Below are 20,549 nucleotides of genomic sequence, written 5' to 3'. Positions count from 1 at the left end.
CTGCTGGGCCCAGGCGCTGCAGCCCGGGTGCTGCCGGGTGACTCGCGCCTGAACTGGCGGAGTTAAAGCGGCCCGCCAGTGGGCTCTCCCAGCAGGCTGACTGCCGCCGCTAGCTGGCGGGGCTGAGTTCTCCGGCAAGCGGCACGGCTACGGCTGCCGCCAACTCGGCGCCGCGTAGACCTTGGGCCAGCAGGAATTGCAGCTTGGCGTATAGCGCCTCCAAGGTCATATCCCCGCTGCCCACAGCACCGGCCTGCGCCACGGCGTCTCCGGCTTCATAGTGACCCAGCAGCACTTCCGCTTGCTGGCACTGTGAGGCGACGACGACGGCCACGCCGTCGCTAACTGCTTGCTCCACCACCTGGGCCAGGCCGGGCTCAGCCGCAGGCACATTTCCGACGCCGTAGGCGCGCAGCACCACTGCCTCAGGGGTGGGGGTGAGCAGGGCCTCCAAGCGCTTGGCACTAATGCCTGGGACCAGATCCACCACCACGACGTCGTGGCGGGCGTAGGGCTGGGGCGCAGACCTGCCGGAAGGCGCCTCCTCCCGTGACTTAGCAGCCTCCCACGGGCCGGTGGCGCCAGCCGCAGCGGGGTCAGCCGAGACGGCCTCGGGAGACCAACGCCAGGGTGCGCCAACCACTGCCAGTGGCGGGACGGCGGGGGAGATGAAGCCGGCGTAGGCCCAGGAACTGGTCTTGGTGGCGCGGTTACCCACCAGCAGTTCCTGCCCGAAGAACAGGCTCACCCCCTTGACCCGTCCACTGGTGGCGGCTTGCAGCGCCCCCATCACATTGCTGCTTGCGTCCGAACCCATAACACCTTGCGGCAGCTGGGAGCCGGTTATGACTACCGGCTGGGGTAGGTCCGTCAAGGCGTAGGACAGCGCCGCGGCTGTGTAGGCCATGGTGTCTGTGCCGTGCAGCACCACGAAGGCGTCGGCGGTGTCAGCCCGCTGGCGTAGGTCAGTGATGATGGCCTGCCAGGAGTCGGGGGTGGCATTGGCGGAGTCGATCAAGGGCTCCAGGGAGGTGATGGTGGCTCCCTCCAGGCCGGTGCCTTGCAGTTGCTCGGCTAGCCAGCCGGGCAGGTCCGTGCCGGGTACCAGTCCGTGGGGGGAGTCCACCATGCCGATGGTGCCGCCGGTGTAGGTGATGTGCACGCGCATGTCTGCAACCTAGCGGGTGGCCTGCTCAGCCCTGAGGGCTGGGCTCTTCGCTGAGCAGGTCATCGAGCAGGTCGCTGCGGATGCGGCCACGTACCGCATACCAGCCCGCCACCATCATGACTACCACCAAGGCGAATAGTGCCAGGGTCCAGCGGCCTGAGGTGCTGGTGAGGTTGGACAGCACCACCACGCCAAAGAACAGCAGTGCGGCGTAGTTGGTGTAGGGGGCGCCGGGCATGCGGTAGGCGGGGCGGGTCTCGCGGCCCTCCTTGACGCGCTTGAGGAAGACCAGGTGCGTCACCAGAATCGCGGCCCAGGTTCCGGCAATGCCGATGCCGGCCAGGTTCATGACGATTTCAAAGGCGTCCTCTGCCAGGAAGGCGTTGAGCACCACGCCCAGCAGCCCCAGGATGGAGGTGATGGCGATGGCACCTGCGGGAACGTGGTGTTTGTTGAGGCCTGCGGCTAGGCGGGGTGCCTCGCCGGCAATGGCCATGGAGCGCAGGGTGCGTCCGGTGGCGTAGAGGCCGGCGTTTAGGGAGGAAAGGGCTGCGGTGAGCACCACTACCTGGATGATGTCTCCGGCGTGCGGAATGCCAATGCCGCTGAAGAAGGTGACGAATGGGGACTCGTTCTTTGAATAGGCGGTGTAGGGCAGCACCAGGGTCATAAGGGCCACAGAGCCGACGTAGAAGATGAAGATGCGCAAGATCATGGAGTTGATGGCCTTTGGCAGGACAGCGACGGCGTCCTTAGCCTCCCCGGCGGCTACCCCCACCATCTCAGTGCCACCAAAAGCGAAGATCACACCCAGGGTAAGGGCGAACACCGGGGCTAGGCCTTTGGGGAACAGGCCGCCGTTGTCACTGATGTTATGCAGTCCAGTGGTTGATTCTCCAACTGTGGCGCCGGTGACAATTGCCCAGATAGCGATCAGCATGAAGGCGACGATGGCGGTGACCTTGATCGCGGCGAACCAGAACTCGGCCTCACCGAACATCTTCACATTCATCATGTTCAGAACGAAGACCAGTGCCAGGGCTAGTAGTGCGAACACCCATTGAGGGACGCCCTGCAGGCCTTTCCAGTAGTGCAAGTAGACGGCGACCGCGGTGATGTCCGCCATTACTGTCACGGACCAGTCCAGGAAGAACATCCAGCCGGTTACATAAGCACCCTTCTCGCCCAGGAACTCACGGGCGTAGGAGACGAAGGCGCCAGAGGAAGGACGACGAATCGCGAGCTCACCCAAGGCCCGCACCATGAGGAAGGCAAATACGCCACAGACGGCGTAGGCCAGGGCTAGGCCGGGGCCGCCATCTGCCAATCGCCCACCAGCCCCCAGGAACAGGCCGGTGCCGATTGAGCCACCAATGGCGATCATTTGGAGGTGACGACGTTTCAAGGCCTTGTCATAGCCGGAGTCGGCACGGTCCACGTGCCCGGAAGGGGTAGGTGGGGTTTGCTGGGACATGGCTGTTCCTTTCAGGGGCCTAGGTGGGGCGCGCCAGCGTGGTCACCTCATTGTGACCGCAGTTACTAATTGTAGGCACAAAGCAGGGCTGACTGCGTAGCCTTTCGGCTCCGTGGCATGGCGGACTGCCCGGCTCGGGAGCCGGGTGCTGGTTGGTGGGCAGGCGAGTTGCGTCCTGCCTTGGTGCCCGGTAGCGTGTGGCCCGCTGCTTTCGCGGCGCGCCACCTTAGCTCAGTCGGCAGAGCGATTCACTCGTAATGAATAGGTCGTGGGTTCGATTCCCACAGGTGGCTCGGACGGGGTTCCGGCACACAAGTGCTGGAGCCCTTCGCTTTGGGTGAATCCTGGGGGCGGACTTGACTGAGCGCTCGGAGGTAATAGCTGGCCCGTCTTTGTCTGCTGCAGTGGTGACGGGTGTGCGTGGGAATAAACTCAGTTAGCTCGAAGATGAGTTGCGAGTCGTGAAGACGATGCCCCCTAATCTGCTGAGCTGACAAACACGCGAAATGCTAGCGCTGGAGAGTTGGGTGGCTTGCGGTGGGGTGCAGGGCTGGGCCTCGGCGTCTTGTGGGGTGCCAAGTTCTGCGTCTCAGCATGAATCAGCGAAGGCTAAACCAGCTATAAGCTCTGCGGCTGAGTGTCGAATGGGATGTGCCTGTGCCTGAAATGTGAACTCCTAGAAACCTGGTTGATAGGTTTGGTGACACTTTGGAATCACATCGTGCTGAATGGGGTCCCCTTTCCCGTTGCGTAAATGTAGGGCAGTCATCTATTGTGTGTTCATCGAATTCCGGAGTGCACGGTTCCGGAGTACATAGACGATTTGACTCAGACTGAGAGGAATGCTGGCATGGCACGTAAGACCATCGAGATGCTGGTGGATGACATTGACGGTTCCGAGGCCACCCAGACGGTTACCTTCGGCCTTGATGGCGCCACCTACGAGATTGACCTGAATGACGAGCACGCTGCCGCGCTGCGCGAGTCCCTGGAGGAATGGGTCGCAAAGGCTCACCGCATTGCTGGCCGCGCCAACCGTCGTCGTGGCGCCGGAGCTGCCCGCACCAACAACTCCTCCCAGAACCAGAAGATCCGCGACTGGGCCCGGGAGCACGGCCACGAGGTCTCTGACCGCGGCCGCATCTCTGCGGAGATCCGTGAGGCCTACGCCCTAGCCCACAACTGAGGCAAGCGGCTCCAAGCCACAAAGCGCTGCAGACCCCGGCCCACACGGGCCGGGGTCTCGCACGTTCCGGCGGCTCCTGGCAGGATAGGGGCATGGCTTACACCCTTGTACTGCTCCGCCACGGCGAGAGCGAATGGAATGCAAAGAACCTATTCACCGGCTGGGTTGACGTCCCCCTGTCAGAGAAGGGCCGCGCCGAGGCCGCTCACGGAGGTGAGCTGCTGAAGGAAGCTGGCGTGCTGCCCGAGAAGCTCTTCACCTCGATGCTGCGCCGCGCCATCATGACCGCGAACCTGGCCCTGGACGCCGCTGACCGCCACTGGATTCCGGTGGAGCGCAACTGGCGCCTCAACGAGCGCCACTACGGCGCCCTGCAGGGCAAGAACAAGAAGGAGATCCGCGACGAGTACGGCGAGGAACAGTTCATGCTCTGGCGTCGCTCCTACGACGTACCCCCGCCCGCCATCGAGGCTGGCACTGAGTTTTCCCAGGACACCGACCCCCGCTACGCCGGTGAGCCCATCCCCATGACCGAGTGCCTCAAAGACGTGCTTGAGCGCCTGCTTCCCTACTGGGAGGGCACCATCGTCCCCGAGATCAAGACCGGCAAGACCGTCATGATTGCTGCGCACGGCAACTCCCTGCGCGCCATCGTCAAGCACCTTGACGAGATCTCCGACGACGACATCGCGGGCGTGAACATCCCCACCGGCATCCCGCTGGTCTACGAACTGGACGAGGAGACCCTCAAGCCCATCAAGAAGGGCGGCCGCTACCTGGACCCCGAGGCTGAGGCCAAGATCGCTGCTGTGGCCAACCAGGGCAAATGAGCCCAAACGCCAGCCAACCGGCTTAGCTGCCCCACGGGCATAGCTAGAGACGGCGGCCCGGTCCCCTCCCTGCGAGGGTGACCGGGCCGCCGTCCTTCCCTAAGTAGGGTGCGTAAAGCGCTAGCTGTGCGCCTAAAGGAATGCCATAGGCGCAAGCCGTGGGATTGCTCGCTCGCCTCCGCCGTGGGCGCCTACTCTGGAGCCGTGAACCCCATGACGCTAATAGCTGCGGCTCTAGGAGCCCTGCTGGGCGCAGCCCTGACAGTGGTGCTCGCCCGCGTGCTTAAGCATCGCCGCGACCGCGCTAGCGCCGAGCGCGCCGCAGCGGTCTCCGCCGTCGACTCCTCCCTCCTGCCGCTGCTGGCGGCCCTGCCCAATATCGTGGTGATATTGGACGAGGACGATGAGGTGCTGCGCGCCTCCCAGGCTGCCTACACCTTTGACATCGTCAAAGACGACGCCGTGGTGGAGCCGCGCGTGGCCGCCATGGTCAATGTGGTCCGCTCCACCGGGCAGGTGGAGGACAAAGAACTCAGCGTCAAACGTGGCCCGGCCCGCGACGCTGGCTGGTTCTACCTAAATGTGCGCGTGGCAAATATTGGCGCGGGCCGCGTCCTCATTCTGGTAACTGACCGCACCGCTGAGCGCCGCCTGGAGGCCATGCGCGCCGACTTCGTGGCTAATGTGTCCCACGAACTAAAGACCCCCGTAGGGGCGATTTCCCTGCTGGCCGAGACCATCTCTAACCACAGCGATGACCCCACTCTGGTATCTGACTACGCCGGGCGCATGCTCAAAGAGTCCCGCCGCCTAGGCGTGCTGGTGCAGGAGATCATCGAGCTTTCCCGGCTGCAGGAAGGCGACGCCCTGGAAGACCCAGTGGAGGTAGACCTAAATGCCGTGGTGACTGAGGCCGCCGACCAGGTGCGGGTGGAGGCCGCCGCCCGCGAAGTCGAGCTGGTAATCGGTGACAGTCAGCGCCTGACTGTGCGCGGAGACGCCAGCCTGCTGGCCACCGCCGTGCGAAACCTCTTAGATAACGCCATTCGCTACTCCGACCCCCATACTCGCGTCAGCGTGGGCCTTGGCGTGGACCCACAGGACCCATCCCTGGCTCGCGTGACAGTGGTAGATCAGGGCATCGGCATCTCAGAGATCGACCGTCAGCGGGTCTTCGAACGCTTCTACCGCGTGGACCAGGCCCGTTCCCGCGCCACCGGGGGCACCGGCCTGGGCTTGAGCATCGTCAAGCACGTGGCCGCCGATCACGGCGGCGCCGTCGAACTGACATCTGCCCCCGGCCAGGGCTCCACCTTCAATCTGGTGCTGCCACTGGCTGAAAAAGCTGACGCCGCCCCCAATGCCGAATCCCAGCGCCCCCAGGGCGCGCAAACCCTAAGGAGTGAAGGACTTGATTCGCATCCTGCTGGTTGAGGACGAGGAAAACTACCGCGAGCCGTTGGCCTACAGCCTGCGGCGCGACGGCTATGAGGTGCTGGAAGCAGAAGATGGCGCCTACGCCGTCGAAGCCTTTGAAACCGCTACTAGCTCTGGCGCCCCCATCGATTTGGTGTTGCTGGACCTCATGCTGCCGCGCCTAAGCGGTACCGAGGTATGCCGTCGCATCCGCACCACCTCCAAAGTGCCGGTCATTATGCTCACCGCCAAGGGCTCGGAGGCAGACAAGATCGTGGGCCTGGAGATCGGCGCCGACGACTACGTCACCAAGCCCTACTCCTACCGCGAATTGCTGGCCCGCGTGCACGCCGTCCTGCGCCGCACCCGCGAGGAGCCCGCGCCGGACGCCCTCCTACGTGCAGGCCGCCTCACCATGGATGTGGAGCGGCATGAGGTCAGCGTCGACGGTGAGCCGGTGGCCATGCCCCTGCGCGAGTTCGAACTGCTGGAACTGCTGCTGCGCAACGCAGACCATGTGCTCACCCGAGCCCAGATCATCGACCGCGTCTGGGGAGCCGACTACCTGGGGGACACCAAAACCCTCGACGTACATGTCAAACGCATCCGCGCCAAGATTGAGAAGGTGCCCAGCGAGCCGCGCCTGCTCACCACCGTGCGTGGCCTGGGTTACAAGCTGGTCTCTCAAGATTGAGGCAGACGGCGGCGCTGTGACCTTCCTCCCCGGCTAGGCCTGTCATTCCAGTGATATCCTGGGGGCTCTGCTGTTATTGGAAGAGATGCCGAATATGACCTTCACAATCGGTGAGACCGTTGTCTACCCCCACCACGGGGCTGCCCGGATTATTGACATTCGTGAGCGCAAAGTCCGCGGTGAGGTCAAGACCTACCTCCAACTGGAGGCAGCCCAAGGGGACCTTTCCATCCTCGTCCCGGCAGATAGCGTTGACCTGATTGGTGTGCGCGACGTTGTTGACGCCTCAGGCCTGGAGAAGGTCTTTGAGGTGCTGCGCGCCACCCTCACTGAGGAGCCCACCAACTGGTCCCGCCGCTACAAGGCCAACCAGGAGAAGATCGCCTCCGGTGACGTCATCAAGGTCGCTGAAGTGGTCCGAGACCTCTCCCGCCGCGACACGGACCGCGGCCTATCCGCTGGAGAAAAGCGCATGCTCTCCAAGGCCCGGCAGATCCTCGTCTCCGAGCTGGCTCTGGCACAGAAGACCACGGAGGAGGAGGCCGAGTCCCGCCTGGACGAGGTCCTCGACTCCGACACCGCCGCCTGAGCCGCCGCCCGGTTCCACCTCCCCGGCCTCAACCGCTGTGCCTGAGATCGGCAGCCCGCGCCCGCGCCAAGACACTGGTGCGGGCGCCGTCGTAGCGGTGCTGACCGCCGCCGGTTCAGGCACCCGCCTGGGCGCCGGTGGCCCCAAGGCCCTAGTGCAGGTGGGCGGTAAAACGCTTCTGCTGCGCGCCGCCGAAGGCCTTGCCGCCAGCGGTGTGGTGGACCACCTGGTAGTTACTGCGCCGCCTGACGCCGTCGCCCGCTTTGCAGCTGAGGTACCAGAGCACCTGCCTGCCCTAGCTAAGGCCGGGGATATGGGAGGAGTGGCGGCTCAGACCGTGCCAGTGCAGGTGGTGGCTGGCTCGCCCGCTTCCCGGCAAGCCAGCGTGGCCTTAGGCCTGCAAGCCGCCCTGGCCGCCTGCCCAGACGCGCAGGTGGTGCTGGTGCATGACGCCGCCCGCGCGCTGACTCCCCCCCAGGTGGTGCGCCGCGTAGTGGCAGCAGTACAGGCTGGCTGCGACGCCGTCGTCCCAGCGCTGCCGGTGACCGACACCGTTAAAGAGGTGAGGCTTGCGCAACCGGGGGACGGGGTAGTGCCCACCGAGCGCGTCGTCGCCACCCCGGATCGTTCCCGCCTGCGCGCCGTCCAGACCCCGCAGGGCTTTCGCCTGGAAGTACTGCGGCGTGCCCACGAGTTGGGTGCCCAACGGGCCGCAGACGAGCAACAGGCCGCCAGTGACGATGCAGCCCTGGTGGAGGCCGCTGGCGGTGTTGTGGACGTCGTCGCCGGGGATCCCTTGGCGCTCAAGGTAACCACGCCCCTGGACCTGGCCCTTGCGGAGCTGCTCGTGAAGCCCACACTCGGGCTTGCTGCCAAATGATGTGCGCTTTTCCTGGCGGTTTTAGTTGCGGGATACGGTTCTAGACGCCGTAGGCTCACAGCATGACCCGCGCTCCCCGCACCCCTGGTGCCTCTGTGGCTGACTCGGCAGTGGTTGAGAACCCGCCTACCCCCAACCCCGTTCGCCGGGGCGAGCTTATATCTGGGCCGGTGATCGCCTGGGGGCTGTGGGACTGGGGCTCCTCGGCCTTCAACGCCGTCATCACCACTTTCGTCTTCACGGTCTACCTGACCAGTTCGGCCTTTGGCGAGCACGCGGCCAATGAGACCGCTTTGTCTATTGGCCTGACTGTCTCCGGCTTCCTGATCGCCGCCCTGGCGCCCGTAACCGGTCAGCGCGCCGACCGTGCAGGCCGCAATGTGTTCTGGCTGGGGGCCTACACCGCGATTGTCGTGGCTATCAGCGCGGCCCTGTTCTTTGTGCGCCCTGACCCGGGCTACCTCTGGCTGGGCATCGCGCTGCTCGGCCTGGGCAATATTTTCTTCGAGTTGGCCTCCGTCAACTACAACGGCATCCTGGCGCACCTGACCACCAAAGACCGGATCGGTGCAGTATCCGGCCTGGGTTGGGGCATGGGCTACCTGGGCGGCATTGTGCTGCTGCTGATCCTGTTCGTGGGCTTCATTAAGCCGGAGGTTGGCTGGTTTGGGGTCACTTCCAAGGACGGCATGAATGTGCGTGCGGCCATGCTGGTGGCAGCCGCCTGGTTTGGGCTCTTTGCGATTCCGGTGCTGGTCACACAGTCAGGTGTGCGGGGCCGACGTCGTCGCCAAGCCGTGGAGCAGGACGAGGAACGTGGCGGGGAGCGGAGCCTGGCGGGCTTGGAGTCCGAGCCGGTTGAGCCCAGTTCCAGCCTGGCCTCTGTAATGCGCCGCGAATCCATCTGGACTTCTTACCGGCGCTTGTGGCGCACTCTGGTGGCCCTGTTCCGTTTTCACCCGGAGGTGCTTTGGTTCCTGCTGGCGGCCGCAGTCTTCCGCGATGGGTTGGCGGGCGTTTTCACCTACGGTGGCGTGATTGCGCAGAACACTTTTGGTTTCTCTAGCGGGGACGTGATTATCTTTGCGATCGCCGCCAATGTGGTGGCTGGGGTGGCCACCATTGCCTCTGGGCGCTTGGACGATCTGTTGGGGCCGCGCCGCGTGATTCTGGGCTCACTGACGCTGCTGGTGGTTGCGGGCATCGGGATCTTTTTCCTGCACGCTCATGGCAAGACTGTGTTTTGGACCTTGGGGCTGGTGCTGTCCGGCTGTGTGGGGCCGGCCCAGTCTGCGGCCCGCTCTTTTCTGGCGCGCGTGATCCCTGAGGGGCGCGAGGGTGAAATCTTTGGCCTGTACGCCACCACGGGCCGCGCAGTGTCCTTTGTAGCGCCGCTTATGTATGGCGTGTCCGTGTGGCTGGGCACGCGCGTGGTGGGTGAGGGAGCTCAGTACTGGGGCATACTCGGGATTGTGCTGGTGCTGGTTATCGGTTTGCTGCTGATGCTTGGGGTTAAGGACCCGCGGGGTCACATCAAAGACCTCGGCGACTGAGCCCAGCTCTCCTCTGCTCGCTTTCCCTCTTTCTGCCCTCTGCCCCTCTGTTTTGGACAACCTTCTGCCGTTCGGACAACCATTCACGCGGTCAAAGGTTGTCCGAACGGCAGAAGGTTGTCCGAACTCGGAGGAGAGAAGCGGGGAAGGCACAGAGGCTAGGTGGGGAGGCGGAGGCTGGGCTGGCTTGCACGCCGTGGGCGTACACCTGGGGTGGCGCGCAGAACTTGCCTTGCACTCGAGGGGTGAGAGTGCCAGCATTGGCGTTAGCACTCAGGGGTGTCGAGTGACAGCCCGGGTGAGTCAACCAGGCCGGAAGGTGAGGGATGGCGCCAGTCGTGACGTGAACGGCTGGAGGCATCTCGTCCGTCGCGGGCACCGCCCGGCCCCACCACGCAGTGGAGGAAACCAATGCCCAAGATCATTGCTTTTGACGAGGAGGCCCGCCGCGGTATGGAGCGGGGCCTGAACACCCTCGCCGACACCGTCAAGGTCACCCTTGGCCCCAAGGGCCGCAACGTTGTCCTAGACAAGAAGTGGGGCGCTCCCACGATCACCAACGACGGCGTGACCATCGCCAAGGAGATCGAGCTGGAGGACCCCTACGAGAAGATCGGCGCTGAGCTGGTCAAGGAGGTCGCCAAGAAGACCGACGACGTCGCCGGCGACGGCACCACCACCGCCACCGTACTGGCCCAGGCGCTCGTCCGCGAGGGCCTGCGCAACGTGGCTGCTGGCGCCAACCCGATCGCCCTGCGCCGGGGTATCGACAAGGCCGTCGCGGCCGTGGTCGAGCGCCTGCTGTCTGACGCCAAGGAGGTCGAGACCCCTGAGGAGATCGCCGCCACCGCCTCCATCTCCGCCGCTGACGAGCAGATCGGCAAGCTGATTGCTGAGGCCCTGAAGAAGGTCGGCCACGAGGGCGTCGTCACCGTGGAGGAGTCCAACACCTTCGGCCTTGAGCTTGAGGTCACCGAGGGTATGCGCTTCGACAAGGGCTTTATCTCCCCCTACTTCGTCACCGACGCTGACCGTCAGGAGTCGGTCCTGGAGGACGCCTATGTCCTGCTGGTCGAGTCCAAGATCTCCAATGTCAAGGACTTGCTGCCCCTCCTGGAGAAGGTCATGCAGACCGGCAAGCCCCTGGCGATCATCGCTGAGGACGTCGAGGCTGAGGCCCTGGCCACCCTGGTTGTGAACCGCCTGCGCGGCACCTTTAAGTCCGTGGCCGTCAAGGCCCCCGGTTTCGGTGACCGCCGCAAGGCCATGCTGCAGGACATGGCGATCCTGACCGGCGGCACCGTCATCTCCGAGACTGTCGGCCTCAAGCTGGAGACCGCCACCCTGGAGGACCTGGGCACCGCTCGCAAGATCGTCGTCACCAAGGACGAGACCACCATCGTCGAGGGTGCTGGGGACAAGGAGGCCATTGAGGCCCGCGTCTCCCAGATCCGCGCCGAGATCGAGAAGTCTGACTCCGAGTACGACAAGGAGAAGCTCTCCGAGCGTCTGGCCAAGCTGGCTGGCGGCGTGGCCGTCCTCAAGTCTGGCGCCGCCACCGAGGTGGAGCTCAAGGAGCGCAAGCACCGCATTGAGGACGCCGTCCGCAACGCCAAGGCCGCTATCGAGGAGGGCATCGTCGCCGGTGGTGGCGTGGCGCTCATCCAGGCTGCCGAGGCTCTGGCCGCCCTCACCCTTGAGGGTGACGAGGCCACCGGCGCCAACATTGTGAAGGTCGCCGTTGAGGCTCCGCTCAAGCAGATCGCCGTCAACGCTGGCCTGGAGGGTGGCGTTGTGGTGGACCGCGTGCGCAACCTGGCCACCGGTGAGGGCCTGAACGCCGCCACCGGTGAGTACGTGAACCTGCTGGCCAGCGGCATCGCCGACCCGGTCAAGGTCACCCGTTCTGCCCTGCAGAACGCCGCCTCCATCGCGGGTCTGTTCCTCACCACCGAGGCCGTCGTCGCCGACAAGCCGGAGCCCCCGGCCCCGGCCGCCGGTGGCCACGGTGACGAGATGGGTGGCATGTACTGAGCCCAGCGCTCAGCACTCCGCTCCTAGCGGTCTGCGGTGTCAAGGCGCTGAACCGCAATTAGCGACGACGGCGGGTCGTCCCCTGTATCAGCAGGTGGGCGACCCGCCGTCTGCTACCAGGGCGTCAATGGTGGCTTAGGCGGGGATGAAGCGGTTGCGGTTGTTGGACTCGGCGTCGTCGTAGGACAGGGCCGCCTGATCCAAGGCCGAGCCGATGTAATCCAGGCTCGACTGCACCTGCAGCTGAGTGGTGTGCCACTGGGCCCCACAATCACCCATGGAGTTGGAGGCCGAGCCAGTCCAAGAGGACTGGAGCGTGGCCAGGTCACCGTTCATGGCGTCCACCTCGGTCTGGATCGTGGAGATGCGGGCGCGGGTGCGGGCGGCAGTGGCGGCGACTTCACTGGTGTCAACGGTATAGCTGCTCATGGTGGGCCTTTCTGATGGTCACCCCGATGGTGTCCTCGCAAATCACCCTAGAACCACCAAAAAAGCGCCCAACCACCATTAACAGATCGGCTGTTTGCTCCTGCATGAGGCGCCCCTGTGGAGCGCGGGACAGGCACATTGGTTATTTCAGAGGCACCAAAGGCGCTGAGGCGCCCCTGTGGAGCGTTAGGCAGCAGAGATTGCAGAACAACTGAAGAGACGCAGCGCTACGCAGAGGCCTCAGGGCAACTCAAGCACCCCGAGCAACAGCGCCCCAGGGCACCCACCCCGAGCGCTTCAAAGCTGCCCGGCGCCGTCCTCCACGATCTCGTCTTTAATCGCCGGGAAGGAAGCCATGCGGGTCTCCCGCAGCGCCTTCGCCGCCTCACTCTTGGCCCGGGCCAACTCACAGAGTTTGGCTCGGTGCGCCTCCGCCTGCTCCTGGCGCGTCAAAGGCGCCCCAGAGCCAGTTGGCTTAGCCAGCAGGGCCTCAATATCCTCCGCACAAGACTCCATGGAAGTGGTGTGCTTGGGAGCTGGCGGAACCGAGGCCTTCTCTGTGCGGAAGGACTCTTTGTCCGCTGACAGCGGCTCTTCTGGGGTGGTTGCCGCCGGGCTGCTGAGCTGCTCGGAAAGCGGGGGTGGGGTCGCCATGGAGGAGGCCTCGGCCGGGCTGGTGGACTGCTCGGGGCTGAGGGCCTGCCAGGGACTGGACGCCCGATTGGGGCTGGCCGGGGCGGGCGGCGGTGCAGCAGCAACTCCAGAGCCCGCAGTTCCGGGAGACACCTGCCGAACCGGAGGCGCGGGTGGAACTGCCACAGTCGGTGCGGCGTCAACCGGCTGCCGCAGGGCCGACGCCGTCGCAGCCACCCCCACATTTGGCACAGCCGCCGCATCTGCCGCAGCGGTCGGTGCAACTGCGGTGGCAACAGTTGGCTCAGGTGTTGGCTGAGCCGGGGAGGGGAAGGCCTCGGTGTTGGCGGCCTCGGAGCTAAGCGGGACGCCATCACCAGGGGTAGGGGTGGGCGCCAAGCCTGCCGGTGCCGCAGCCTCAGGCGCAGCGCTCTCCAACTCGGCCAGCTTGTTGGAGATGCGCCGCAACTCAGACTGCAGGTTCTCCCGGGCAGGCAGCTCCCAGCGGGCGCCCAGCGGGGAGGCGAAGAGCTTCTCGCGGCTCAGCAGCTTGGTGACGATCTCCTGGCGCGCCCGGTAGTAATCCAGGTCCGGGATGTGCTCGTACTCCGCACGCACCAACTCACGGTAAGACTTGTAGAGCTGCGGATTTACAGCCAAAGTCCCCAGATCTGCGTCATTCAACGCCATGGCGTCAATGTCATTCGCAAGATTGTGGCGTTTGAGAGACAGGATCAGCTGACAAATGCGGTCAACCCTGGCGTCTGGGATTCCCAGGGCTTGCAGGTCTCGGGCTGCCTCAGCGGCGGAAGCCACCTCATCTTCGCCGCCATTGCGCCGGTAGGTATCACGCAGAGTCAGAGAGAAGACGCAACCGTGGTACCAGGTGGCGATGCGGATCATGTCTGGGTTGTGCGACTCATCCGCCAACTCATCCACCCGCGCCAACATGTCAATCACATGGCGCACATTGTGGAAACGGCGGTCTGGCGTGGACCAGCGTTCAAGCAAGGACTCGCAGGAAGCCTGAATCCGCTCGGGCTCAGCGGTGGCGCCCAGGGCGCGCACAGAGCGAGAGAAGGCTGGGAGAAGCCACTGCGGCGCGTCAATCACGCCCATAGAAAAGCCTCCGGAACTGACATAGGGACCAACACATCGTATGCCCCCTGGGCGCCCCCGGAACTCCTCCTGTGGGCGGAGGGGGCCAATTGACCGGCCCAGAGTCTAAGTGCGACTGCCATAAGCGCCTCAATCTACCGTTACACAGCCTTGCCACACTGCGGGAAAGTGCCTATGGCAAGGGAAAAGTCATGCGGACAGTGGCGCCGCCACCAGGCGTAGTGAGCATGCGCACAGTGCCGCCATGCGCCCCCACAATCGTGGCCACGATGGCTAGGCCCAGGCCGGAACCACCGGTTTCTCGGTTGCGAGAGGTGTCCGCCCGGTAGAACCGCTCAAAGACCCGCTTGGCATCCGCAGCATCGACGCCGGGGCCGTGGTCGCGTACTTCCACTACGGCGCGCGGCTGCGGATTGGCTAATAGCGCGGCCGTCTCCACGTTCTGGTCGGCGGCGGCATCGACGTCGTCGGGTTGTAGGGGGCGGGCCCCCAGGGCAATCTCCACCGGAGTGTTCTCCGGCGTATAGCGCACGATATTGCCCAGCAGATTGGTAAGCACCTGGGAGAGGCGGTCGCGGTCACCGTTGACCACCAGGGGTGCGGCGTCCTGCCCATCCAGCCCGATCAGCTCGCACTCGCGGTCCGGGGCCAGCACGCTCATATCCGTTAGGGCGGCGGTGGCGACGTCGTGCAGGTCCACCGCGGCCATCTCCATGGGGCGACCCTGGTCCATCCGGGCTAGCTGCAGCAGATCCTCAACTAGCCGACCCATGCGCCCAGACTCGGACTCAATGCGCCCCATCACTTCTTCCACCCGCTCAGCAGGTACCCCGCCCATGCGGTAGAGCTCGCCGTAACCGCGGATGGCTGCCAGGGGCGTGCGCAGTTCGTGGGAAGCGTCCGAGACAAAGCGCGTCATCCGCTCCTGGGCGATAGTTTGCACATCAAAGGCGCGCTCATTGCGCGCCAGCATTTTGTTTAGGGAAACCTGTAGAGAACCAACTTCAGTCTGGGGATGTTCAGTGGTTGGCACGCGGGCGGATAGGTCGCCGTCGGCAATGCGCCCAGCCACGGATTCAATCTGCCGCAGGGGTTTGAGTGAACGGCTTACCAGGAACATGGCGGCCAGCCCACCGAGCAGGATTACACATACAGATGTCAGAGTGACCACCAGGCGTGTGCGCGCCACCGTCTCCGCGATATCTGAAAGCGGCAGGCCGATTGCCACGACGCCGCTGTAGGCGGTGGCGGCGGAGTTCTGCTTGTTGCCACCGGTGACGCCCAGGACAATCACTCGCCACTGGTGTCCAGGAATATCTGAGTCCACGGTGCGCAGGATCAGCCCATTCTGCTGGGCTTTGACGTCCTCAAGATTCAGGGCTCCGACCTTCGGGGTGCCGTAATTGGCGGCGGTGCCGGGGGAGACGATCTCGGCGGAGGTGTTATCCAGATACTGCACCTGCATGTAGTAGGTGGAGGGCATATAGGGGACGGCACCGTCTTCTAAGCGCGCCAGGGCTTGTGAACCGACGGTCTGGCCGGTGGACTCGAGTTGGTCATCCACCTGGCCCAGCAGATGAGTCTGCAACAGGTAGGTGGAGGCGGTGGAGACTGCTACTAGGCCGATCGTAATCAGCAGCGTGGTGATGGTGACTAGGCGGGACTCCAGTGGCAGAGACAGCCATTTGCATCTGAGTGCCTTGAAAGGGTTGCGGCGAGGCTTGGGGGCTTGCCCGAGCGGTGCCACCTGCGCTTCCTGTTTGTGCCTGCCGCGCCTGTCTGGCCTGGAGCGGCGCGCTTGGGGCGGCACTTTCAGTCCGCCTTGGGCTCGCGCAGCATATAACCCACCCCGCGGCGGGTTTGGATGAGCGGGGCCACGGCCTTCCCGTCGGCGTCGTCAATTTGGTCGACCTTGCGGCGCAAGTAGGAGATATAGGACTCCACGATGGCAGCGTCGCCGTTCCAGTCGTACTCCCAGACGTGGTCAAGGATCTGGGACTTGGAGACCACTCGTCCAGCGTTGAGCATCAGGTAGCGCAGCAGCTTGAACTCGGTGGGGGATAGGTCCACTTCCACGCCAGCGCGGTGCACTTCGTGGGCGTACTCATCCAGGACTAGGTCCGCTACGCGCAAGGTGCCGTCATCCTCGGACTCAGTGGCGTGGGTGCGGCGCAAGATGGCGCGGATACGGGCCACTACCTCTTCTAGGCCGAAGGGCTTGGTGACGTAGTCATCCCCGCCGACGGTCAGGCCCCGGATCTTGTCCGACGTGTCGTCGCGGGCGGTTAGGAAGAGGATTGGGGTGGTCACGTCCCGCTCGCGCAGGCGGCGGGCCACGGTGAAGCCGTCCATATCTGGGAGCATGACGTCCAGGACCACCAGGTCTGGCTGGTCTTTCTCCACGCCGTGCAGGGCTGCATTTCCGTCGCCAGCGGTGCTGACCTCAAAGCCTGCGAAGCGCAGAGAGGAGGCCAGCAGGTCGCGGATATTGGGCTCATCGTCGACGACGAGCAGGTGTGCCTCGGTACGGGTCTGGTCCATATGTGCCACCCTGCCGCCGGTCCCTGAGTGTTTGCTGTGAGCCTCTTGAAAGCTGGTTGCGTGGGTTCGGCGGGTGAGGAGCGGCGGATCAGATGAACTTGGTGGGGTCGAACTCTGCCAGCGGAATAATGCGGACCCGCGGCAGCGCAATCGTGAAGGCATCCACATCAGCCTCCAGATCATGGATGCGCAGGCCCCGCTCCTCCAGGGAAGCCAGCTGGCTAGAGAGGAACTCACGGAAGCACAGCACGCCCACGGAGCAACCAGACTCCAGCAGCCGCTCCACCTGAGGCACATAGTCGCCATCATGCGACCCCAGCAGCACATTGGCGGTATTACCCCGCTCGGCAATGGCCTCCAAAGTGCGCTGGATACCGATGTCTACGACCTTCTCCTCCGGGTTACCGGTGCCCTGCAGCGGCACAGGCCGGTAATCCATGGCCATCAGGGCCTGGACGAAACCCATCGGCATATGACCGGAGGTCGCGTTGAGGAAGAACAGGGCGTTGGTGTCCTCGACCTCCTCAGTCCAGGCGCTGTCGCAGAAGTCCAGAACGCGGTCCCAGCGGGGACGCTCGTCAGGCTCGGGGCGTCTGCCAAGGACACTCATGCCGAGAGTGGCGTCAATATTCTCGCCGTCGACGAGCAGGTAGCTGGGTTTACTCATGAAGCAATCGTATCGGTTGGTGCGCCCATGCCGGTTTTCGGAGCCGAAGCGTCCCGTCAGACGAAACAGGGCTGCCCCGCGGATTGCTCCACGGGGCAGCCCCAAAGCGTCAGCTAGCACTCGGCGGACAACCCGCTCCCGGCCTATTCAAGCCACAGCGGGCGTCAGCTGGCGCCCGCATCTCAGTACGAGGAAGCGCCCTCGTCCACGTGCTCGGCGCCGCCGTCGGTGATCTGTACGGGAGCCTTGCCAGCCTTCAGTGCGGCCAAGCGAGCCTCGGCTTCCAGGGAGTCACCGGAGGACTCCAACTCGGCGAACTGCTGCTCCAGGGAAGCGCCAGCGATCTCCATCTGACCAGCGGCCTGAGCCTCAACCCGACGCACCTGGTCCTCGTAGCGAGCGATCTCGCTGGTGGGGTCAAGCACGTTGATGGAGCGGATGGCGCCCTGCACCTTGACCTGCGCCTGTGCACTCTTCTGGCGCGCCACCAGCTGGTCGCGCTTGCTCTTGAGGTCGGTCAGGCGGGCCTCCATCTGGGTCAGGCCAGTCTTGAGCTGCTCCACCACCTGACGCTGCGAGGCAATCATCGGCTCGGCAGCCTTGGCCTCGTTCTCAGCGGAGATCTGCTTGGTGATGGCGACCTTGGCCAAGGCATCCCACTTGTCGGCGCCAGCGGTGTCACCGGCGGCGCGCAACTGGTCGGCCTTCTGAGAGGCCGCCAGGGCCTTGTTGCCCCAGTCCTTGGCCTCGGTGACATCGGCGTCGTGGTCCTTCTCTGCCAGGCGCAGGTTGCCGATCGTCTGGGCGACGGCGTCCTGGGCCTCAGCGATGGAAGAGGTGTAGTCACGCACCAACTGGTCCAGCATCTTCTCCGGGTCCTCCGCCCGGTCAATGAGGGCGTTGATATTGGCGCGGGTGAGCTGGGCGATGCGTCCCAGGATCGACTGCTTCTCGGCCATTGGATGGTTCCTTCCTGTGGTTCTCCTGGTCAGCTGGGGGCGCGGGTGCGTCCAGTCCGCCAAGTACTTGTTGCGAAATAGCTTGTGAGTGATGTTGTCAGAATTAGGGGCAGAGCATGGGCAATACGGGAAGCCAATTACCGTCATGGCAATACCCAGGGGGCATCAACGAGGAGCCTTAGCGGATGCCGGGCTAGAAACGCCCCCCGAAGCCCTCGTCGCCGCCGCCGAAGCCGTCACCGCCACTGGAGCCACCGCCCCAACTGCCACCGTCGCTACCCCAGCCGCCATAGCTGCCGTGACTGCTGCGATCTCCGCCGCCTCCCAGCAGAATGCCGCCCAAAATCAGCGAGCCCCAGTCGATGCCGTCACTGTCACGGCGACCGTATCTGTCGCCGTACCCGGCGCCGTAGCTACCTTGGTCCCAGGGGCCAGCACTATATGAACTGTTGCGCACATCTGCCTCAGCCAGGCTTCGCGCCTGCGCTACCAGGCGTTCGCCAGCAGCTACTTCAGCCAGAGCCGTTGTTGGCTGGCTGGTTTGGTAGGAGGTAGCACTAGCAGCGTGTCGCGATGCCGCAGAGAGGGTAGTGCGCGCTTCTGAGCCGACGGCGCCCCGGTTCGTGGTGATGTAAGTGGTCACCGCATCCACCTGACTGTTGAGCCGTTCCAGGCGGCCAGTGAGCTGGACGGTAGCGCGCTTGTCGTTCTCCTCCTGCTCGCGGGCGGGGGCCAAAGCATTGTCCAAAGCCGACTCGGCCTGGGTCAGTTGGTCTAGCGCTGCCAGCGGGTCGCCGGACTGGTTGTCACCGGTGGCGGCCCGCCCAGCGGCCACCGCCGCCTCTGCGTCCTTAACTAGGGGCTCCAGCACAGCGGCGGACAGCTTGCCCTCCAAACGCTTGACGTCCTGCAAATCGGAGGAGATCGAGCCAATCGCCTGCTGCAGCGCCTGCGTTGCCCCATCTAGGCGCTCGCGGGCGGAGGTCACCTGGGCAGCTAGCGTGCCTGCCTGACCAATCGAAGCCTGGGCGATGCGCACCTGTTCCACCGCCGCACCCTGCTGGCCGGCGTCGACGGACTCCTGTGCTTGCTTAAGCGCCGTGCGGGCTGCGTTCAGGAGCCGCTCGGCCTGCTCCGGGGCGGCCGCCACCGAGGTCAAGGCTGAGGCCGGATAAGCGGCCTGCAGGGTGGCCAGGATGCTGCGGGCCTCGGTGATAGCGCTGGCGGTCTCATCAGCGCGCTGCGTAGTCTCGGCCAGCGCCGTCGGCAGATTGGCCTGCAGACCGCGGCGCTTAGAGAACTCACTCTCCTGCGCTGCAAGCTGTTCGTGAGCGGTCTGGCAGCGGCGGATGATCTCCGAGAGCATGGCGCGCTGCTGCGGCTCGGTCTCAGGAATATCGTCATCTAGGCGCTTGCGCAGCTCAAAGGCGGCCGTGATCTCCTCTTGGGCGCGTTGGAGTGCCTGCGTGAAAGCGTCGGTGGCAGACAGACCAAACTGGGCCTGCGCGTAGGACAACTCCTCAGCCGCAGAGCGCACGGCGTTATCCGTCTCCACCAGAGCGGTGCCAGCCTGCGTCTGCAACTGCTCAATGCTCGGCTGCGCCGGGCCCGTGCCAGCACCCTGGCCTGCCTGCTGCTTGCGCCGCCTGGAACGGTAGGCCATCACCCCGCCGACGGCGGCCACACCACCACCAACCAGGGCGACCGTTCCCACCGTTGAGCTGGAGGAACCGCTGGCAGAACCCACAGCGGCGACGGCGCCGTCGAAGTCACGCTTTTTCAGGTGCTTCTGGATCTCGGTGGCCACCTCCTTGCGCTTGGAAGTGGACCACACGGAGTTCTTAGCGGCACCATCGAGGTAGAAAGTGTTGATGCCGCTGTCCGGCACATTGATGACTAGCAGCAGGTCGGTGCTGCCAAAGTTTGATTCCTTCCAAGCCGTTTTGGCCCACTTCTCCGCTGAGGTAGAGCTGTCCTTCAATGTCACGACCCACAGGTTGGCGCCGCTGTTGCTCACCTCATCGACCACCTTGGCGGCAGCGTCGTCATTGAGGATGCCAGCGTCGTCAGTGACGTGGTCTTTCACCAGGGTGGAAGTCGTCTTATCCGCAGGCAAAACGGTGGCCGACAGGCTGGCCGGCAATCCGGCTGACAGCCCAGCCGACAACTCAGAGGCGGGCTGGTCCGCAGTGGCCTGCGCAGCCAAAGCCGTGGGAGTGGCCAGGAGCGGGGAGGCGATGAGCAAGGCACAAACCGCAGCCCGGGGCGCTGAGCGTCGGAGGGCGCGGGGGAACTGGTTCGTAGTCATCATGACCATCGTCTCTTGGCGCAGGCGTGGTGGGCAAGCATTTCAGCTCTGATTTCGCCGCCAGCCGTG

At 64.6% G+C, this 20,549-nt stretch carries 17 protein-coding genes and 1 tRNA gene; 9 read left to right on the top strand and 9 right to left on the bottom strand.

The annotated features are described in order from the left end of the window. Nucleotides 1-109 precede the first annotated feature (109 nt). Both DR039_RS09670 and DR039_RS09665 read right to left on the bottom strand, forming a co-directional pair. Nucleotides 110-1,168 (bottom strand): asparaginase, encoded by a 1,059-nt coding sequence (locus DR039_RS09670; RefSeq protein ID WP_111837156.1) that lies wholly within the window; start codon nucleotides 1,166-1,168, stop codon nucleotides 110-112. 25 nt (nucleotides 1,169-1,193) lie between these two features. Continuing rightward, complete coding sequence (locus DR039_RS09665; RefSeq protein WP_111837155.1) at nucleotides 1,194-2,642, bottom strand: amino acid permease; 1,449 nt, start codon at nucleotides 2,640-2,642, stop codon at nucleotides 1,194-1,196. 220 nt (nucleotides 2,643-2,862) lie between these two features. Between DR039_RS09665 and DR039_RS09660 the strand changes: the two genes are divergently transcribed. The 9 genes from DR039_RS09660 to groL all read left to right on the top strand — a co-directional run bounded on the left by DR039_RS09660 (nucleotide 2,863) and on the right by groL (nucleotide 11,824). Beyond that, nucleotides 2,863-2,935, top strand: a tRNA-Thr gene (locus tag DR039_RS09660). Between the two features lie 557 nt (nucleotides 2,936-3,492). Next, nucleotides 3,493-3,828, top strand: coding sequence for a histone-like nucleoid-structuring protein Lsr2 (locus DR039_RS09655; protein ID WP_111837154.1), 336 nt, complete (start codon nucleotides 3,493-3,495; stop codon nucleotides 3,826-3,828). Nucleotides 3,829-3,920: 92 nt separating this feature from the next. Beyond that, nucleotides 3,921-4,658 (top strand): phosphoglyceromutase, encoded by a 738-nt coding sequence (locus DR039_RS09650; protein ID WP_111837153.1) that lies wholly within the window; start codon nucleotides 3,921-3,923, stop codon nucleotides 4,656-4,658. A gap of 213 nt (nucleotides 4,659-4,871) precedes the next feature. Further along, entirely contained in the window at nucleotides 4,872-6,092 is a 1,221-nt protein-coding gene (locus DR039_RS09645; protein ID WP_111837241.1) for a sensor histidine kinase, read from the top strand. Beyond that, on the top strand, nucleotides 6,070-6,768 hold the full coding sequence (locus tag DR039_RS09640) for a response regulator transcription factor (protein ID WP_111837152.1): 699 nt from the start codon (nucleotides 6,070-6,072) through the stop codon (nucleotides 6,766-6,768). Before DR039_RS09645 ends, DR039_RS09640 begins: the two co-directional genes overlap by 23 nt. Before the next feature lie 94 nt (nucleotides 6,769-6,862). After that, nucleotides 6,863-7,357: a CarD family transcriptional regulator gene (locus tag DR039_RS09635; protein WP_111837151.1), complete on the top strand. Its 495-nt coding sequence runs from the start codon at nucleotides 6,863-6,865 to the stop codon at nucleotides 7,355-7,357. Nucleotides 7,358-7,394: 37 nt separating this feature from the next. After that, nucleotides 7,395-8,237: a 2-C-methyl-D-erythritol 4-phosphate cytidylyltransferase gene (ispD, locus tag DR039_RS09630; protein WP_229116927.1), complete on the top strand. Its 843-nt coding sequence runs from the start codon at nucleotides 7,395-7,397 to the stop codon at nucleotides 8,235-8,237. 62 nt (nucleotides 8,238-8,299) lie between these two features. Further along, a complete protein-coding gene (locus DR039_RS09625) occupies nucleotides 8,300-9,790 on the top strand; it encodes an MFS transporter (RefSeq protein ID WP_111837150.1) in 1,491 nt (496 codons plus the stop codon). 411 nt (nucleotides 9,791-10,201) lie between these two features. Beyond that, the gene (gene groL, locus DR039_RS09620) at nucleotides 10,202-11,824 is read left to right on the top strand and encodes a chaperonin GroEL (protein WP_111837149.1); all 1,623 of its coding nucleotides are present in this window, start codon (nucleotides 10,202-10,204) and stop codon (nucleotides 11,822-11,824) included. A 135-nt stretch (nucleotides 11,825-11,959) separates the two neighbouring features. Here the strand turns inward: groL and DR039_RS09615 are convergent, their stop codons facing one another. The 7 genes from DR039_RS09615 to DR039_RS09585 form a co-directional block, all read right to left on the bottom strand. Then, nucleotides 11,960-12,253, bottom strand: a complete 294-nt coding sequence (locus DR039_RS09615) for a WXG100 family type VII secretion target (protein WP_111837148.1) — start codon at nucleotides 12,251-12,253, stop codon at nucleotides 11,960-11,962. Between the two features lie 297 nt (nucleotides 12,254-12,550). Beyond that, entirely contained in the window at nucleotides 12,551-14,005 is a 1,455-nt protein-coding gene (locus DR039_RS09610; RefSeq protein WP_111837147.1) for a hypothetical protein, read from the bottom strand. A gap of 172 nt (nucleotides 14,006-14,177) precedes the next feature. Continuing rightward, on the bottom strand, nucleotides 14,178-15,752 hold the full coding sequence (locus DR039_RS09605) for a sensor histidine kinase (protein ID WP_407641293.1): 1,575 nt from the start codon (nucleotides 15,750-15,752) through the stop codon (nucleotides 14,178-14,180). Nucleotides 15,753-15,817: 65 nt separating this feature from the next. After that, nucleotides 15,818-16,546 (bottom strand): response regulator transcription factor, encoded by a 729-nt coding sequence (locus DR039_RS09600; protein ID WP_111837146.1) that lies wholly within the window; start codon nucleotides 16,544-16,546, stop codon nucleotides 15,818-15,820. Between the two features lie 88 nt (nucleotides 16,547-16,634). Then, nucleotides 16,635-17,213, bottom strand: a complete 579-nt coding sequence (locus DR039_RS09595) for an NYN domain-containing protein (protein ID WP_111837238.1) — start codon at nucleotides 17,211-17,213, stop codon at nucleotides 16,635-16,637. Nucleotides 17,214-17,395: 182 nt separating this feature from the next. Then, nucleotides 17,396-18,172 carry a PspA/IM30 family protein gene (locus DR039_RS09590; protein WP_111837145.1) on the bottom strand — a complete coding sequence of 259 codons (777 nt, stop codon included), beginning with the start codon at nucleotides 18,170-18,172 and terminating at the stop codon, nucleotides 17,396-17,398. A gap of 193 nt (nucleotides 18,173-18,365) precedes the next feature. After that, nucleotides 18,366-20,480 (bottom strand): TPM domain-containing protein, encoded by a 2,115-nt coding sequence (locus tag DR039_RS09585; RefSeq protein WP_229116926.1) that lies wholly within the window; start codon nucleotides 20,478-20,480, stop codon nucleotides 18,366-18,368. Nucleotides 20,481-20,549 lie beyond the last annotated feature (69 nt).

This window comes from Actinomyces bovis (assembly GCF_900444995.1).
Taxonomy (GTDB): Bacteria; Actinomycetota; Actinomycetes; order Actinomycetales; family Actinomycetaceae; genus Actinomyces; species Actinomyces bovis.
Note: the sequence above shows the minus strand (reverse complement) of the source record. Positions and strands in the feature narration are given on the sequence as shown.

What these genes read in the sequence shown, in the direction of transcription:
- DR039_RS09585 (WP_229116926.1), bottom strand. Translation starts at nt 20,480, where the DNA reads ATGACTACGAACCAGTTCCCCCGCGCCCTCCGACGCTCAGCGCCCCGG.
- DR039_RS09635 (WP_111837151.1), top strand. Translation starts at nt 6,863, where the DNA reads ATGACCTTCACAATCGGTGAGACCGTTGTCTACCCCCACCACGGGGCT.
- DR039_RS09595 (WP_111837238.1), bottom strand. Translation starts at nt 17,213, where the DNA reads ATGAGTAAACCCAGCTACCTGCTCGTCGACGGCGAGAATATTGACGCC.
- DR039_RS09655 (WP_111837154.1), top strand. Translation starts at nt 3,493, where the DNA reads ATGGCACGTAAGACCATCGAGATGCTGGTGGATGACATTGACGGTTCC.
- DR039_RS09645 (WP_111837241.1), top strand. Translation starts at nt 4,872, where the DNA reads ATGACGCTAATAGCTGCGGCTCTAGGAGCCCTGCTGGGCGCAGCCCTG.
- DR039_RS09610 (WP_111837147.1), bottom strand. Translation starts at nt 14,005, where the DNA reads ATGGGCGTGATTGACGCGCCGCAGTGGCTTCTCCCAGCCTTCTCTCGC.
- DR039_RS09600 (WP_111837146.1), bottom strand. Translation starts at nt 16,546, where the DNA reads ATGGACCAGACCCGTACCGAGGCACACCTGCTCGTCGTCGACGATGAG.
- DR039_RS09670 (WP_111837156.1), bottom strand. Translation starts at nt 1,168, where the DNA reads ATGCGCGTGCACATCACCTACACCGGCGGCACCATCGGCATGGTGGAC.
- DR039_RS09650 (WP_111837153.1), top strand. Translation starts at nt 3,921, where the DNA reads ATGGCTTACACCCTTGTACTGCTCCGCCACGGCGAGAGCGAATGGAAT.
- groL (WP_111837149.1), top strand. Translation starts at nt 10,202, where the DNA reads ATGCCCAAGATCATTGCTTTTGACGAGGAGGCCCGCCGCGGTATGGAG.
- DR039_RS09590 (WP_111837145.1), bottom strand. Translation starts at nt 18,172, where the DNA reads ATGGCCGAGAAGCAGTCGATCCTGGGACGCATCGCCCAGCTCACCCGC.
- DR039_RS09615 (WP_111837148.1), bottom strand. Translation starts at nt 12,253, where the DNA reads ATGAGCAGCTATACCGTTGACACCAGTGAAGTCGCCGCCACTGCCGCC.
- DR039_RS09625 (WP_111837150.1), top strand. Translation starts at nt 8,300, where the DNA reads ATGACCCGCGCTCCCCGCACCCCTGGTGCCTCTGTGGCTGACTCGGCA.
- DR039_RS09665 (WP_111837155.1), bottom strand. Translation starts at nt 2,642, where the DNA reads ATGTCCCAGCAAACCCCACCTACCCCTTCCGGGCACGTGGACCGTGCC.